The organism is Streptomyces sp. NPDC059255, assembly GCF_042752355.1.
GTDB lineage: Bacteria > Actinomycetota > Actinomycetes > Streptomycetales > Streptomycetaceae > Streptomyces.
Genome location: NZ_JBHYZP010000027.1, coordinates 95713 through 108892, shown reverse-complemented (window position 1 = coordinate 108892; position 13180 = coordinate 95713). Strand labels below are relative to the sequence as shown.

Annotated in this window: 11 protein-coding genes, 1 pseudogene and 1 riboswitch; of the genes and pseudogenes, 11 read left to right on the top strand and 1 reads right to left on the bottom strand. The window is 69.8% G+C overall.

The annotated features are described in order from the left end of the window. Positions 1-214 precede the first annotated feature (214 nt). Both whiG and ACFXKG_RS27560 read left to right on the top strand, forming a co-directional pair. A complete protein-coding gene (gene whiG / locus ACFXKG_RS27565) occupies positions 215-1051 on the top strand; it encodes an RNA polymerase sigma factor WhiG (RefSeq protein WP_384844515.1) in 837 nt (278 codons plus the stop codon). Between the two features lie 79 nt (positions 1052-1130). After that, the gene (locus ACFXKG_RS27560; RefSeq protein WP_384844598.1) at positions 1131-1670 is read left to right on the top strand and encodes a TetR/AcrR family transcriptional regulator; all 540 of its coding nucleotides are present in this window, start codon (positions 1131-1133) and stop codon (positions 1668-1670) included. Positions 1671-1953: 283 nt separating this feature from the next. Here ACFXKG_RS27560 and ACFXKG_RS27555 read toward each other — a convergent pair. Continuing rightward, positions 1954-2532, bottom strand: a pseudogene (locus ACFXKG_RS27555) (peptidoglycan DD-metalloendopeptidase family protein); the annotation flags it as partial. Positions 2533-2935: 403 nt separating this feature from the next. Between ACFXKG_RS27555 and rpsB the strand changes: the two are divergent. The 9 genes from rpsB to ACFXKG_RS27510 all read left to right on the top strand — a co-directional run bounded on the left by rpsB (position 2936) and on the right by ACFXKG_RS27510 (position 13080). Beyond that, positions 2936-3853, top strand: coding sequence for a 30S ribosomal protein S2 (rpsB, locus tag ACFXKG_RS27550; protein ID WP_384844512.1), 918 nt, complete (start codon positions 2936-2938; stop codon positions 3851-3853). Between the two features lie 93 nt (positions 3854-3946). After that, positions 3947-4783 carry a translation elongation factor Ts gene (gene tsf / locus ACFXKG_RS27545; protein ID WP_384844509.1) on the top strand — a complete coding sequence of 279 codons (837 nt, stop codon included), beginning with the start codon at positions 3947-3949 and terminating at the stop codon, positions 4781-4783. A 179-nt stretch (positions 4784-4962) separates the two neighbouring features. Next, positions 4963-5727, top strand: coding sequence for a UMP kinase (gene pyrH, locus ACFXKG_RS27540; protein ID WP_382892533.1), 765 nt, complete (start codon positions 4963-4965; stop codon positions 5725-5727). 130 nt (positions 5728-5857) lie between these two features. After that, complete coding sequence (frr, locus tag ACFXKG_RS27535; protein WP_351393766.1) at positions 5858-6415, top strand: ribosome recycling factor; 558 nt, start codon at positions 5858-5860, stop codon at positions 6413-6415. Next, complete coding sequence (locus ACFXKG_RS27530; protein ID WP_384844505.1) at positions 6415-7482, top strand: phosphatidate cytidylyltransferase; 1068 nt, start codon at positions 6415-6417, stop codon at positions 7480-7482. Before frr ends, ACFXKG_RS27530 begins: the two co-directional genes overlap by 1 nt. 246 nt (positions 7483-7728) lie before the next feature. Continuing rightward, the gene (gene rlmN, locus ACFXKG_RS27525) at positions 7729-8835 is read left to right on the top strand and encodes a 23S rRNA (adenine(2503)-C(2))-methyltransferase RlmN (RefSeq protein WP_384844502.1); all 1107 of its coding nucleotides are present in this window, start codon (positions 7729-7731) and stop codon (positions 8833-8835) included. Positions 8836-8873: 38 nt separating this feature from the next. Further along, a riboswitch (TPP riboswitch) is annotated at positions 8874-8999 on the top strand. Positions 9000-9089: 90 nt separating this feature from the next. Beyond that, positions 9090-10205 carry a thiamine ABC transporter substrate binding subunit gene (locus ACFXKG_RS27520; RefSeq protein ID WP_384844499.1) on the top strand — a complete coding sequence of 372 codons (1116 nt, stop codon included), beginning with the start codon at positions 9090-9092 and terminating at the stop codon, positions 10203-10205. A gap of 170 nt (positions 10206-10375) precedes the next feature. Continuing rightward, a complete protein-coding gene (locus ACFXKG_RS27515) occupies positions 10376-11989 on the top strand; it encodes an ABC transporter permease (RefSeq protein WP_384844594.1) in 1614 nt (537 codons plus the stop codon). Next, positions 11989-13080 carry an ABC transporter ATP-binding protein gene (locus tag ACFXKG_RS27510; RefSeq protein WP_384844495.1) on the top strand — a complete coding sequence of 364 codons (1092 nt, stop codon included), beginning with the start codon at positions 11989-11991 and terminating at the stop codon, positions 13078-13080. The genes ACFXKG_RS27515 and ACFXKG_RS27510 overlap by 1 nt, the downstream gene beginning before the upstream one ends. Positions 13081-13180 lie beyond the last annotated feature (100 nt).

Genomic DNA, 13180 nt, shown 5'->3' with positions numbered 1-13180 from the left:
CTCTCGGTGGCCCCCGTCAGGTCGGCACCCGGACAGGTCCTGGCAGGGTCGGCACTCGATCGAATGCGTGGCCGACGGCATCCACCGGCGAGGGCCCGGCCGTCCGCTCCTCGCGCAGCGCGACGCTTCAGTCACGCTACGCTCACCTGGAATCAGGTCCAGGTCCAGCGAGATGTCCCCCCGCACTTCACGGCAGAACGGCTCAAGGCGACGCATGCCCCAGCACACCTCCGGGTCTGACCGCGCGGCAGCGCCCCCGGCTGCCCGGAGCGCCGTGCGTTCCCCCGCACCCTCGTCGCTCGACGAGTTGTGGCGGTCGTACAAGACCACGGGCGACGGCCGGCTGCGCGAGCAGCTCATCCTGCACTACTCGCCGCTGGTGAAATATGTCGCGGGCCGGGTCAGTGTCGGGCTGCCCGCCAACGTCGAGCAGGCGGACTTCGTCTCCTCCGGGGTCTTCGGGCTCATCGACGCGATCGAGAAGTTCGACATCGAGCGGTCGATCAAGTTCGAGACCTACGCGATCACCCGGATCCGCGGGGCCATGATCGACGAACTCCGGGCGCTGGACTGGATCCCGCGCTCCGTGCGGCAGAAGGCGCGAGCCGTCGAGCGTGCCTATGCCACCCTGGAAGCCCAGCTCAGGCGCACCCCTTCCGAGGGGGAGGTGGCCGCCGAGATGGGGATCGCCCTGGAGGAACTACACGCGGTTTTCAGCCAGTTGTCCCTGGCGAATGTCGTGGCACTGGAGGAGCTGCTCCACGTCGGCGGTGAGGGCGGCGAGCGGCTCAGCCTCATGGACACCCTGGAGGACACCGCCGCCGACAATCCGGTGGAGGTCGCCGAGGACCGTGAGCTGAGACGGTTGCTGGCGCGCGCGATCAACACCCTCCCCGACCGGGAGAAAACCGTGGTCACGCTCTACTACTACGAGGGACTGACCCTTGCCGAGATCGGCAACGTGCTCGGCGTGACCGAGAGCAGGGTCAGCCAGATCCACACAAAATCCGTCCTCCAGCTGCGGGCCAAGCTGGCCGACCTCGGACGCTGAGGCTGTGCCGCCGCAGCCTCATCCGTAAAGTGGAGGCGTGCCCAGGATTCGAGCGGCCTCCGTGGCCGAGCACCGGACCATGCAACGCGGCGCCCTGCTGGACGCCGCGCGCTCCCTCCTGTCCGAAGGCGGTACGGAAGCGCTGACCTTCCCCGCCCTCGCCGAGCGCACGGGCCTCGCCAGGTCCTCGGTCTACGAGTACTTCCGCTCGCGCGCCGCCGTCGTCGAGGAACTGTGCGCCGTCGACTTCCCCGTCTGGGCGGCGGAGGTCGAGGCGGCCATGGCCGGTGCGGACACCCCCGAGGCCAAGATCGAGGCGTACGTACGGCAGCAACTCGCCCTGGTCGGTGACCGGCGCCACCGTGCGGTCGTCGCCATCTCCGCGAGCGAGCTGGACGCCGGCGCCCGGGAGAAGATCCGCGCCGCGCACGGCGGCCTGATCGCCATGATCGTCGAAGCCCTGGCCGAACTGGGCCACGAGCAGCCCCGGCTGGCCGCGATGCTGCTCCAGGGCGTGGTGGACGCGGCGGTCCGCCGTATCGAACTCGGTGCTGCCGAAGCGCCCCCGGAGATCGCCGAGGCCGCGGTCTCCATGGCACTGCGAGGCGTACGGGGCTGAACCCGGCGAGCGCCTGGTGCCCCCGTACGGCGCGGCGGATGCTTGCCCCCGTACGCGCGAGCCGTACATGGCGGGGCGCGAGCTCACCTCGATCGCCGGGCGACCGGTGGTGCCCCCGGCGACGTGCCACCACCGCCGCCAGCAGGGCCAGCGCGAACAGCCCGTACGCCGGGTATGGCCCGTAGGAGGCGCCGTACGCACCGACCGGGACCGACTGCCCAGCCGACCGTGCGGGCCGCGTCGGCCGCGGTGTCCCGGCCGCGGTCCGGACCGTCGTCGCGAGCGGTTCCGGCACTCCCAGCACCGGCAGCAGCCGGGCAGGGCCCCGGCGGAGCAGGCTCGGGGGCAGCAGCGACAGCGGGTCCAGATAGGTCTCACCCCGAAGCAGTCCCCAGTGGAGGCACGTCGTCGGGCAGTGGGAAGGACCGGCCGCCAGCACTCCGACCACTTGGCCGGCCACGACCTGGTCGCCCTTCTTGACCAGCGGCTCCACCGGTTCGTAGGTGGTACGCAGCGGTGGGTCGCCCGTGCCCGGCAGGGTGATCGAGACCACCCCACGCCCCGCCACCGGGCCCGCGAAGGAGACCTGCCCCGACGCCGCCGCCCGTACCGGGGCACCCGCGGACGCCGCGAGGTCCACGCCGCGGTGACCGGGCCCGTACCCCGTGGCCGGAGGCTGCCAGCCGCGCAGCACGGTGGGGCGCGTCCCCACCGGCCAGGACCGGCGGCCGTCGGGAACGGCGGAGGAAACGCCGACCGGAACACCGGGCCGTACATCGGCGGGCGGCTCGGCCGGGGAAGGTGTCCCGGCCGGAGCGGGTGCCGAGGCGGGCGAGGCGGGAGTGGCCCAGACCAGCCCCACGACGAGGGAGAGCGCCAGCGTGAGGGCAGGGGTGAAGGACGGCTTGAGGACATGCGCGCCGGCGCGGGCGAGCAGGCGCGGGAACAGCGGACGGCGTGTGACGCGACGATTGATCATGCATACACGGTGGACCCGGCCAGCCCGACCGCGCTGATCATGAACCGGATCTGTGGACAACTGACCGGTTGTGGATAACGCCGTCACCCGAGGGTGCGAAGGTCCCGTACACTTCTTGTGGCGATCCGGGTCACCGGGTCGACTTCGCACGCCCCGTCATCGGCCTCTTCGTGCCGGTGCCAGCGCTTCTCGGTCTCGGACTGTCCCGTGGCACAGCGCAATCGGGGCGTCAGGCGCGACTGCCGTCCGGCGGACGCGACAACCGAGTACCTCAAGGAGTACGGCCATGGCCGTCGTCACGATGCGGGAGCTGCTGGAAAGCGGCGTCCACTTCGGTCACCAGACCCGTCGCTGGAACCCGAAGATGAAGCGTTTCATCTTCACGGAGCGCAACGGCATCTACATCATCGACCTGCTCCAGTCGCTGTCGTACATCGACCGCGCCTACGAGTTCGTCAAGGAGACCGTCGCCCACGGCGGTTCCATCATGTTCGTCGGTACGAAGAAGCAGGCGCAGGAAGCCATTGCCGAGCAGGCGACGCGCGTGGGCATGCCCTACGTCAACCAGCGCTGGCTGGGCGGCATGCTCACCAACTTCTCCACCGTCTACAAGCGCCTGCAGCGTCTGAAGGAGCTTGAGCAGATCGACTTCGAGGACGTGGCCGCCTCCGGCCTTACCAAGAAGGAGCTGCTGGTTCTCTCGCGCGAGAAGGCCAAGCTGGAGAAGACCCTCGGTGGTATCCGCGAGATGCAGAAGGTGCCCAGCGCCGTCTGGATCGTCGACACCAAGAAGGAGCACATCGCCGTCGGTGAGGCGCGCAAGCTCCACATCCCGGTCGTCGCGATCCTCGACACCAACTGCGACCCCGACGAGGTCGACTACAAGATCCCGGGCAACGACGACGCGATCCGCTCCGTCACCCTGCTCACCCGCGTGATCGCCGACGCCGTCGCCGAGGGCCTCATCGCCCGCTCGGGCGTCGCCACCGGTGACTCGAAGCCGGGGGAGAAGGCCGCTGGCGAGCCCCTCGCCGAGTGGGAGCGCGACCTGCTTGAGGGCGAGAAGAAGGACGACGCCGAGAAGCCGGCCGAGGCTGCTGCCGCTCCGGCCGCCGAGGCCGAGAAGCCGGCCGAGACGCCCGCCGAGAAGCCGGCCGAGACGCCCGCCGCCGACGCCCCGGCCGCGGACACCGAGCAGGCCTGACCCTCACCAGGTTCGGCAGTTGACGGCGGGGGCCCATCGGCCCCCGCCGTTCACCCGTAGATCTTTCAGACCTTCGAAAGAGAATTACAGATCATGGCGAACTTCACCGCCGCTGACGTCAAGAAGCTCCGCGAGCTCACCGGCGCCGGCATGATGGACTGCAAGAAGGCCCTGGAAGAGGCCGACGGCAGTGTCGACAAGGCCGTCGAGACGCTCCGCGTCAAGGGCCAGAAGGGCGTCGCCAAGCGCGAGGGCCGTTCGGCCGAGAACGGCGCCGTCATCTCTCTCATCTCCGACGACAAGACCTCCGGCGTCCTGCTTGAGCTGAAGTGCGAGACGGACTTCGTGGCCAAGGGCGACAAGTTCCAGGCCGTGGCCAACACGCTCGCCGCCCACGTCGCCGCGACGTCCCCGGCCGACCTCGCCGCGCTGCTCGCCTCCGAGATCGAGGCCGGCAAGACCGTCCAGGCATACGTGGACGAGGCGAACGCGAACCTGGGCGAGAAGATCGTCCTGGACCGCTTCGCGCAGTTCACCGGCGGCTACGTGGCCGCGTACATGCACCGCACCATGCCCGACCTCCCGCCGCAGGTCGGCGTTCTGGTCGAGCTGGACAAGGAAGACGCCCAGGTCGCCAAGGACGTCGCGCAGCACATCGCCGCCTTCGCGCCGAAGTACCTCAACCGCGACGAGGTCCCGGCCGAGACGGTCGAGAAGGAGCGCCGCGTCGCCGAGGCCACCTCGCGCGAGGAGGGCAAGCCCGAGGCCGCCCTTCCGAAAATCATCGAGGGTCGCGTCAACGGCTTCTTCAAGGAGAACGTCGTTCTGGAGCAGGCTTTCGCGAAGGACAACAAGAAGTCCGTCCAGAAGATCCTGGACGAGGCCGGCGTCACCCTGAAGCGCTTCTCGCGCATCAAGGTCGGCGTCTGAGTCCGTACGCGATCAACCAAAGACCCCGATAGGGTCGGAGGCAGTCGCTCGCGTGTGCCTGACGGCATTACTTCGCAGGCGGCCGGGCGACCGCAGATCTGACGAGGAGGCCATTGCCGCACAGGGAACCGTAAGGACCCCGGCAATGGCCTTCTTCGTATGTGCACGAGGAGATCTCCATGGAACAGGCCGACAAGAGCGTCGAGAAGAGCGACGACGGCAAGAAGCGACGCTTCATGCTGAAACTGTCCGGTGAGGCGTTCGCCGGCGGAGGGGCGCTCGGAGTCGACCCCGACGTCGTCCACGCCATCGCCCGCGAGATCGCCGCCGTCGTCCGTGACGGCGCCCAGATCGCGGTCGTCCTGGGCGGCGGAAACTTCTTCCGCGGCGCCGAACTCCAGCAGCGCGGCATGGACCGGGCCCGCTCCGACTACATGGGCATGCTCGGTACCGTCATGAACTGTCTGGCTCTCCAGGACTTCCTGGAGAAGGAAGGCATCGACTCCCGCGTCCAGACGGCCATCACCATGGGCCAGGTCGCGGAGCCGTACATCCCGCTGCGCGCCGTACGCCACCTGGAGAAGGGCCGCGTGGTCATCTTCGGCGCGGGTATGGGCATGCCGTACTTCTCCACCGACACCACAGCCGCCCAGCGCGCCCTGGAGATCGACGCGCAGGCGCTGCTGATGGGCAAGAACGGCGTGGACGGGGTGTACGACTCCGACCCCAAGACCAACCCCGACGCGGTCAAGTTCGACGCGCTCGAATACAGCGAGGTCATCGCCGGGGACCTGCGTGTCGCCGACATGACCGCGATCACGCTGTGCCAGGACAACCGGCTGCCGATCCTGGTTTTCGAATTGCTGAAGGAAGGCAATATCGCGCGCGCGGTCAAGGGTGAGAAGATCGGCACACTCGTGAGCGACCAGGGCACCCGGAGCTGATCCCGGGCTGCCCAGCACGGGGAGGATGGACAAAGCCCTGCCGGTCGGACACCGTGCAGGACAAGACGCGACGCAGGTTCCGCCGGCCGGCAAGCATGCCGGGCCCACTCAAGACACGCAGGAGCAAGTGGTGATCGAAGAGACCCTCCTCGAGGCCGAGGAGAAGATGGAGAAGGCCGTCCTGGTCGCCAAAGACGACTTCGCCGCGATCCGCACCGGGCGTGCGCATCCGGCGATGTTCAACAAGATCGTGGCGGACTACTACGGTGCCCTCACCCCGATCAACCAGCTCGCCTCGTTCGCCGTACCCGAGGCGCGGATGGCCGTGGTGACCCCGTTCGACAAGAGCGCGCTGCGCAACATCGAGCAGGCCATCCGGGACTCCGACCTCGGCGTCAACCCGAGCAACGACGGCAACATCATCCGGGTGGTGTTCCCCGAGCTGACCCAGGACCGCCGCAAGGAGTTCATCAAGGTCGCCAAGACCAAGGCGGAGGACTCGAGGATCTCGATCCGCGCCGTGCGCCGCAAGGCCAAGGAGACGATCGACAAGCTGATCAAGGACGGCGAGGTCGGCGAGGACGAGGGACGCCGCGCCGAGAAGGAGCTCGACGACACCACCGCGAAGTACGTCGCGCAGGTGGACGAGCTGCTCAAGCACAAGGAAGCCGAGCTGCTCGAGGTCTGATGAACGACTCTTCCCGGGGGGCCTCGCCGACAGCCGGTTACTGGGGACCGACCGACCAGGGGGCTGCCCCGGCGGGTCCCGCATACGATGAGCATCCCGCACAGCAGACTCGGCCCATGCCCATCGTGCCCGACGAACCCGCGAACGGCGGGGACCAGAATGACGACCGGGGGGCTGCTCGGCCGGGCGGCCCCCTGTTCCGTGACGAGACTCCGCAGGAGCCCATGGCCGCCCCCCCGCCGTCCCCGCCGAAGAAGCGGGCCGGTCGTGATCTGCGTGCGGCCATAGGGGTCGGTGTCGGGCTCGGCGCGGTGGTCGCCGCGTCGCTCTTCATCGTCAAGGCCGTGTTCGTCGGTGTCATTGCGATCGCCGTGGTCGTGGGGTTGTGGGAGCTCACCTCACGGCTCGACGAGAAGAAGGGCATCAAGGCACCGCTCGTGCCGCTGGCGGTGGGTGGCGCCGCGATGGTCGTCGCCGGATACGCGCGCGGCGCGGAGGGGGCCTGGGTCGCGATGGCCCTTACCGCGCTCGCCGTGCTGATCTGGCGGATGACGGAGCCGCCCGAGGGTTACCTCAAGGACGTCACCGCGGGGGTCTTCGCCGCGTTCTACGTACCATTCCTGGCGACCTTCGTCGCGATGATGCTCACGGCGGGGGACGGCTCGCAGCGCGTGCTGATGTTCCTCGTGCTGACCGTCGTCAGCGACACAGGCGCGTACGCCGTCGGCTGGCGCTTCGGTACGCACAAGCTCGCGCCGCGCATCAGCCCCGGCAAGACCTGGGAGGGGCTCGGCGGCGCCGTCACCTTCGCGATGGTGGCCGGCGCGCTCCTGATGGAGTTCCTGATCGACGGCGGCGCCTGGTGGCAGGGGCTGCTGATCGGCCTGGCCGTCGCGGCCAGCGCCACGCTCGGCGACCTCGGCGAGTCCATGATCAAGCGCGACCTGGGGATCAAGGACATGGGCACGCTGCTGCCGGGGCACGGCGGGATCATGGACCGGCTGGACTCGCTGCTGCCCACGGCGCCGGTGGTCTGGCTGCTCCTGGTGCTCTTCGTGGGGTCCTGACAGACAGCGGTCCAGGCAGAGCACAGGGGGCATCCTGGCAAGGCACACGGGCTTGCCAGGTGCGGCGCCGGGCGTGGCACCGGAGCCGGGCGCCCCGTACGGGGCCGGACGGCTCGGGGCTCGTGCGGTCGCGGAGCGCGCAGTAGAGGAGGGGGTAGGTCGCCCACGGGGCGGCGTACCCCCTTTCCCATGCCACCGAATACGGGGAACGGGCCACGGTGCGCCGTCTGCGACACTGGACGGACCATGCCTGCACCCGGAGAACTCACTTTCGTCGCGCCCCGCGGAGCCAAGAAGCCCCCGCGGCATCTCGCCGACCTCACCCCCGCCGAGCGCCGCGAGGCCGTCGCCGCCATCGGGGAGAAGGCGTTCCGCGCCAAGCAACTGTCGCAGCACTACTTCGCGCGGTACACGCACGACCCCGAGCAGTGGACCGACATCCCGGCCGCCGCGCGGCAGAAACTCGCGACGGAACTGCTGCCCGATCTGATGTCGGTGGTGCGGCACATCTCGTGCGACGACGACACGACCCGTAAGACGCTCTGGCGGCTGCACGACGGCACCCTCGTCGAGTCCGTGCTGATGCGCTATCCCGACCGGGTCACCATGTGTATCTCGTCGCAGGCGGGCTGCGGGATGAACTGCCCCTTCTGCGCGACCGGCCAGGCCGGTCTGGACCGGAACCTGTCCACCGCGGAGATCGTCCACCAGATCGTCGACGGGATGCGTGCCCTGCGCGACGGTGAGGTCGCCGGCGGCCCCGCGAGACTCTCCAACATCGTCTTCATGGGCATGGGCGAGCCGCTCGCCAACTACAAGCGCGTCGTCGGGGCGATCCGCCGGCTCACCGATCCCGAGCCGGACGGTCTGGGTATCTCGCAGCGCGGGATCACCGTCTCGACGGTCGGGTTGGTGCCCGCGATGCTGCGCTTCGCCGACGAGGGCTTCAAGTGCCGGCTCGCGGTCTCCCTGCACGCTCCCGACGACGAACTGCGCGACACCCTCGTGCCGGTCAACACACGCTGGAAGGTGCGGGAGGTGCTGGACGCCGCGTGGGAGTACGCGGAGAAGTCCGGCCGCCGGATCTCCATCGAGTACGCCCTGATCCGCGACATCAACGACCAGGCGTGGCGGGGCGACCGGCTCGGCAGGCTCCTCAAGGGCAAGAGGGTGCACGTCAACCTGATCCCGCTCAACCCCACTCCCGGCTCGAAGTGGACGGCGTCGCGCCCGGAGGACGAGAAGAAGTTTGTCGAGGCGATCGCGGCACACGGCGTACCGGTGACCGTACGCGACACACGGGGCCAGGAGATCGACGGTGCGTGCGGACAGTTGGCTGCCACGGAGCGCTAGTGCGGGCTGGGGGTAACCTTGGCCCGAAACACATTGCATTTTTCCGACAGGGGAGCGCCACAGCGCTGAGAGTGCGGCACATGTCCGTGAGAACGGGCAACGGCCGCAGACCCTCTGAACCTTGCCCAGGTCATTCTGGGTAGGAAGTTCGGACATCACTCAAGCTGTTGCGCCCTGCCCGGGGACCGGTCCGTGCCAGCGGCCCGCCCCGGGTGGGGCCGCGTCTTCTCCTGGACATCCCAGGAGGAAAACCAGTGGGCACCATCCGTACCCGTACCGGCGTCAGAAGCGCGGCGTCCGCCGCGATCGCCGCAGCGATCGGCGTCGCCACCCTTGCCGCGTGCGGCGGCTCCGCGTCGTCCGATGACGGGGGGAGCGGCGGCACGAAGTCCAAGACCGTCACCCTTGTCAGCCACGACTCGTTCAACGCCTCCCCCGCGGTGCTGAAAGAGTTCACCAAGGAGACCGGCTACACCGTCAAGGTCCTGAAGAGCGGTGACGCCGGCGAAGCGCTCAACAAGGAGATCCTCACCAAGGGGTCGCCCCAGGGCGACGTCTTCTTCGGCGTCGACAACACCCTGCTCTCCCGCGCACTCGACAATGGCCTGTTCACGCCGTACGAGGCGAAGGGCTTGAACCGCGTCGACGTGAGCGCGCGGCTCGACCAGGAGAAGCACCGGGTGACACCGATCGACACCGGTGACATCTGCGTGAACTATGACAAGAAGTACTTCGCGGACAAGAAGCTCGCTCCGCCGCAGTCCTTCGACGACCTGATCAAGCCCCAGTACAAGAACCTCCTCGTCACCGAGAACGCCGCGACGTCCTCGCCCGGCCTCGGCTTCCTCCTGGGCACCGTCGCGCGCTACGGGGATGGCGGCTGGCAGGACTACTGGAAGAAGCTCAAGGCCAACGGAGTCCAGGTCGTCGACGGCTGGGAGCAGGCGTACAACGAGAGCTTCTCCGGCTCTGCGGGCGGCCAGAAGGCCAAGGGCGACCGGCCGCTGGTCGTCTCGTACGCCTCCAGCCCGCCGGTCGAGGTGCTGTACGCGAAGCCGCAGCCTCAGCAGGCCCCGACGGGGGTCGCCACCGGGACCTGCTTCCGGCAGACCGAGTTCGCCGGGCTGCTCGACGGCGCGAAGAACCAGGCCGGTGGCAAGGCGCTGCTGGACTTCCTGATCAGCGAGAAGTTCCAGACGGACATGCCGCTGAACATGTTTGTCAATCCGGTGGTCGAGGGCGTCGCGCTGCCCGAGCTCTTCACGAAGTTCGGCGCGACGGTCGACCGGCCCGAGACCGTGGCGCCCGACCGGATAGCCGCCAACCGTGAGCAGTGGATCCAGTCGTGGTCCTCACTCGTAGTGAAGTAACCGCCGAGGACGAGGGCCGGGCCGTGGAGGACGGCCGGACCCGGCGGGGCGTTCTGCGACGACGGGGCGGCACACAGGGCGACGTACGGGGCGGTCTGTTGGGCAGCCTGTTGAGCCCTTCGCGGTGCCGGCGGCGGCGCGGGCACGGAGGCGCCGTACGCCTCGCCCTCATGGCCGGGCCTTTCGCCTTCTTCGCCGTCTTCTTCGCCTACCCCGTGGCCGCGATCGTCGGGCGCGGCCTCACGACGGACGGTGCGTGGCAGCTCGGCCGCGTCGGCGACGTACTGAGCCGCCCGGACATTCTCGGCGTCCTGCGGTTCACCACCTGGCAGGCGCTCGCCTCCACCGCCCTCACCTTGCTGATCGCCCTGCCGGGCGCCTATGTCTTCGCGCGGTTCGCCTTCCCGGGCAAGCAGCTTCTGCGCGCCGTGGTCACCGTGCCGTTCGTGCTGCCCACAGTCGTCGTCGGCACCGCCTTCCTGGCGCTGCTCGGACGCGGTGGACTCCTCGACGAACTGTGGGGCGTGCGGCTCGACACCACTGTCTGGGCGATCCTGCTTGCTCATGTCTTCTTCAACTACGCGGTGGTCGTACGCACCGTGGGCGGCCTGTGGTCACAGCTCGACCCTCGCCAGGAGGAGGCCGCGCGCGTACTGGGCGCCGGGCGTCTCGCGGCGTGGTGGCGCGTGACGCTGCCCGCGCTCGCTCCCGCCGTCGCGGCCGCCGCGCTGATGGTCTTCCTCTTCACGTTCACGTCTTTCGGCGTCGTGCAGATTCTCGGTGGCCCCGGCTTCGCCACCCTTGAGGTCGAGATCTACCGGCAGACCGCGCAACTCCTCGACCTGCCCACCGCCGCCGTGCTGACGCTGGTGCAGTTCGCGGCGGTCGGCGCCATCCTCGCCGTACACGCCGGAACCGTACGGAGGCGGGAGGCCGCCCTCAGGCTCGTCGACCCCGAGCAGACCGCGCGTCGGCCACGCGGCGCCGGGCAGTGGGCGCTGCTGGGCGGCGTACTCGTGACCGTTGCGCTGCTGATCCTGCTGCCGCTGGCGGTGCTCGTCGAGCGCTCCCTCGACAGCCCCGGCGGCTACGGCTTCGCCTACTACCGGGCGCTCGCCTCGGTGGACGCGAGTGGCGGCACCTTCCTCGTGCCGCCGCTGGAGGCCATCTGGAACTCGCTGCGGTACGCGCTGGTCGCCACGGCCATCGCGGTGGTGGTCGGCGGCACGGCCGCAGCCGCGCTGACCCGCCGCGCCGGACGCCTCGTACGGGGCTTCGACGCGCTGCTGATGCTGCCGCTCGGCGTCTCCGCCGTGACCGTCGGCTTCGGCTTCCTGATCACGCTCGACAAGCCGCCGCTCGATCTGAGGGCCTCCTGGATCCTCGTGCCGCTCGCCCAGGCGCTGGTGGGCGTTCCCTTCGTCGTACGGACCATGCTGCCGGTGCTCCGTGCGGTGGACGGGCGGCTGCGCGAGGCGGCGGCCGTCCTCGGAGCGTCCCCGCTACGGGTCTGGCGGGAGGTCGATCTCCCGCTGGTACGGCGGGCCACGCTCGTGGCGGCAGGGTTCGCCTTCGCCGTCTCGCTCGGTGAGTTCGGCGCGACGGTCTTCATCGCGCGCCCCGACCGGCCGACACTCCCGGTGGCCGTGGCGCGGCTGCTGGGCCGGCCCGGCGAGCTCAACTACGGGCAGGCGATGGCGCTGTCCACGGTTCTGATGGTGGTGTGCGCCGTGTCCCTGCTGGCGCTGGAACGTATCCGTACCGACCGCGCGGGAGAGTTCTGATGTCCTTGCTGACCCTGTCGGACGTCACCGTACGGTTCGGCGCCGCGGCGCACGCCGCGCTCGACGCGGTCGATCTGGAGATCGCCGAACACGAGATCGTCTGCGTTCTCGGGCCGAGTGGCAGTGGCAAGTCGACCCTGCTGCGCGTTGTGGCGGGTCTCCAGGCACCGGACGGCGGGCGAGTGTCCCTCGACGGTGCCGACCAGACCGGCGTGCCGGTGCACCGGCGTGGCGTCGGCCTGATGTTCCAGGACCACCAGCTTTTCCCGCAGCGCGACGTGGCGGGCAATATCGCCTTCGGCCTGCGGATGCGCGGCGCGTCACGCGACGAGCAGGCCCGGCGGGTCGAGGAACTCCTCGAACTCGTGGGTCTGCCAGGGGCCGGACGGCGGGCCGTCGCGGCACTCTCCGGCGGCGAACAGCAACGGGTCGCCCTGGCCCGGGCGCTCGCGCCGCGGCCGCGGCTGCTGATGCTGGACGAGCCGCTCGGCCAGTTGGACCGGAGCCTGCGCGAGCGTCTCGTCGTCGAACTGCGTGGCCTCTTCGGACGGCTGGGAACGACCGTACTCGCCGTCACTCATGACCAGGGAGAGGCGTTCGCCCTCGCCGACCGCGTCGTGGTGATGCGCGACGGCCGTATCGCGCAGAGTGGCACACCTCTGGAGGTCTGGCAGCGGCCCGCCTCCGCGTTCGTGGCGCGGTTCCTCGGCTTCGACAACATCGTGAGCGCGACCGTGGGCGACGGGGCCGCGGACACGGCGTGGGGCAGGATCCTTGTGCCGGACGGATCCGCACAGGGAGAACACCTGCTCCTGGTGCGCCCGGCCGGGGTACGGCTGGTTGACGCGGCGCAGGGCCTGCGCTGCACCGTCGAGGCCCGTACCTTCCGGGGCAGCCGCGTCGCCGTACTGCTGCGCCCCGAACGGCCCGGGGACGGACCCGTCCTGGAGGCCGAGTGCGGGCTGCACACCGCTCCCGCGGAGGGCGCCACGGTGGGGGTCGTCTTCACCCGCGAGGACGTGGTGGTCCTGGAAGGGCGGGAGGGACACCCCGTACCGGGGGAGCGCCCCGTACCGGGGATCCACGCGTAGAGCAGGCGCGCCCCGTACGGGGCGCGCGGGGCGTGAAAGCCGCGCCTTGAGGCTTTGGCCACGGAGTGCGGGCGGTCGGCGACGGCGAGGCTGTTCCCGT

Coding starts and splice junctions, on each gene's coding strand:
- whiG (WP_384844515.1), top strand. CDS start 215: ATGCCCCAGCACACCTCCGGGTCTGACCGCGCGGCAGCGCCCCCGGCT.
- ACFXKG_RS27560 (WP_384844598.1), top strand. CDS start 1,131: ATGCAACGCGGCGCCCTGCTGGACGCCGCGCGCTCCCTCCTGTCCGAA.
- rpsB (WP_384844512.1), top strand. CDS start 2,936: ATGGCCGTCGTCACGATGCGGGAGCTGCTGGAAAGCGGCGTCCACTTC.
- tsf (WP_384844509.1), top strand. CDS start 3,947: ATGGCGAACTTCACCGCCGCTGACGTCAAGAAGCTCCGCGAGCTCACC.
- pyrH (WP_382892533.1), top strand. CDS start 4,963: ATGGAACAGGCCGACAAGAGCGTCGAGAAGAGCGACGACGGCAAGAAG.
- ACFXKG_RS27530 (WP_384844505.1), top strand. CDS start 6,415: ATGAACGACTCTTCCCGGGGGGCCTCGCCGACAGCCGGTTACTGGGGA.
- rlmN (WP_384844502.1), top strand. CDS start 7,729: ATGCCTGCACCCGGAGAACTCACTTTCGTCGCGCCCCGCGGAGCCAAG.
- ACFXKG_RS27515 (WP_384844594.1), top strand. CDS start 10,376: ATGGCCGGGCCTTTCGCCTTCTTCGCCGTCTTCTTCGCCTACCCCGTG.
- ACFXKG_RS27510 (WP_384844495.1), top strand. CDS start 11,989: ATGTCCTTGCTGACCCTGTCGGACGTCACCGTACGGTTCGGCGCCGCG.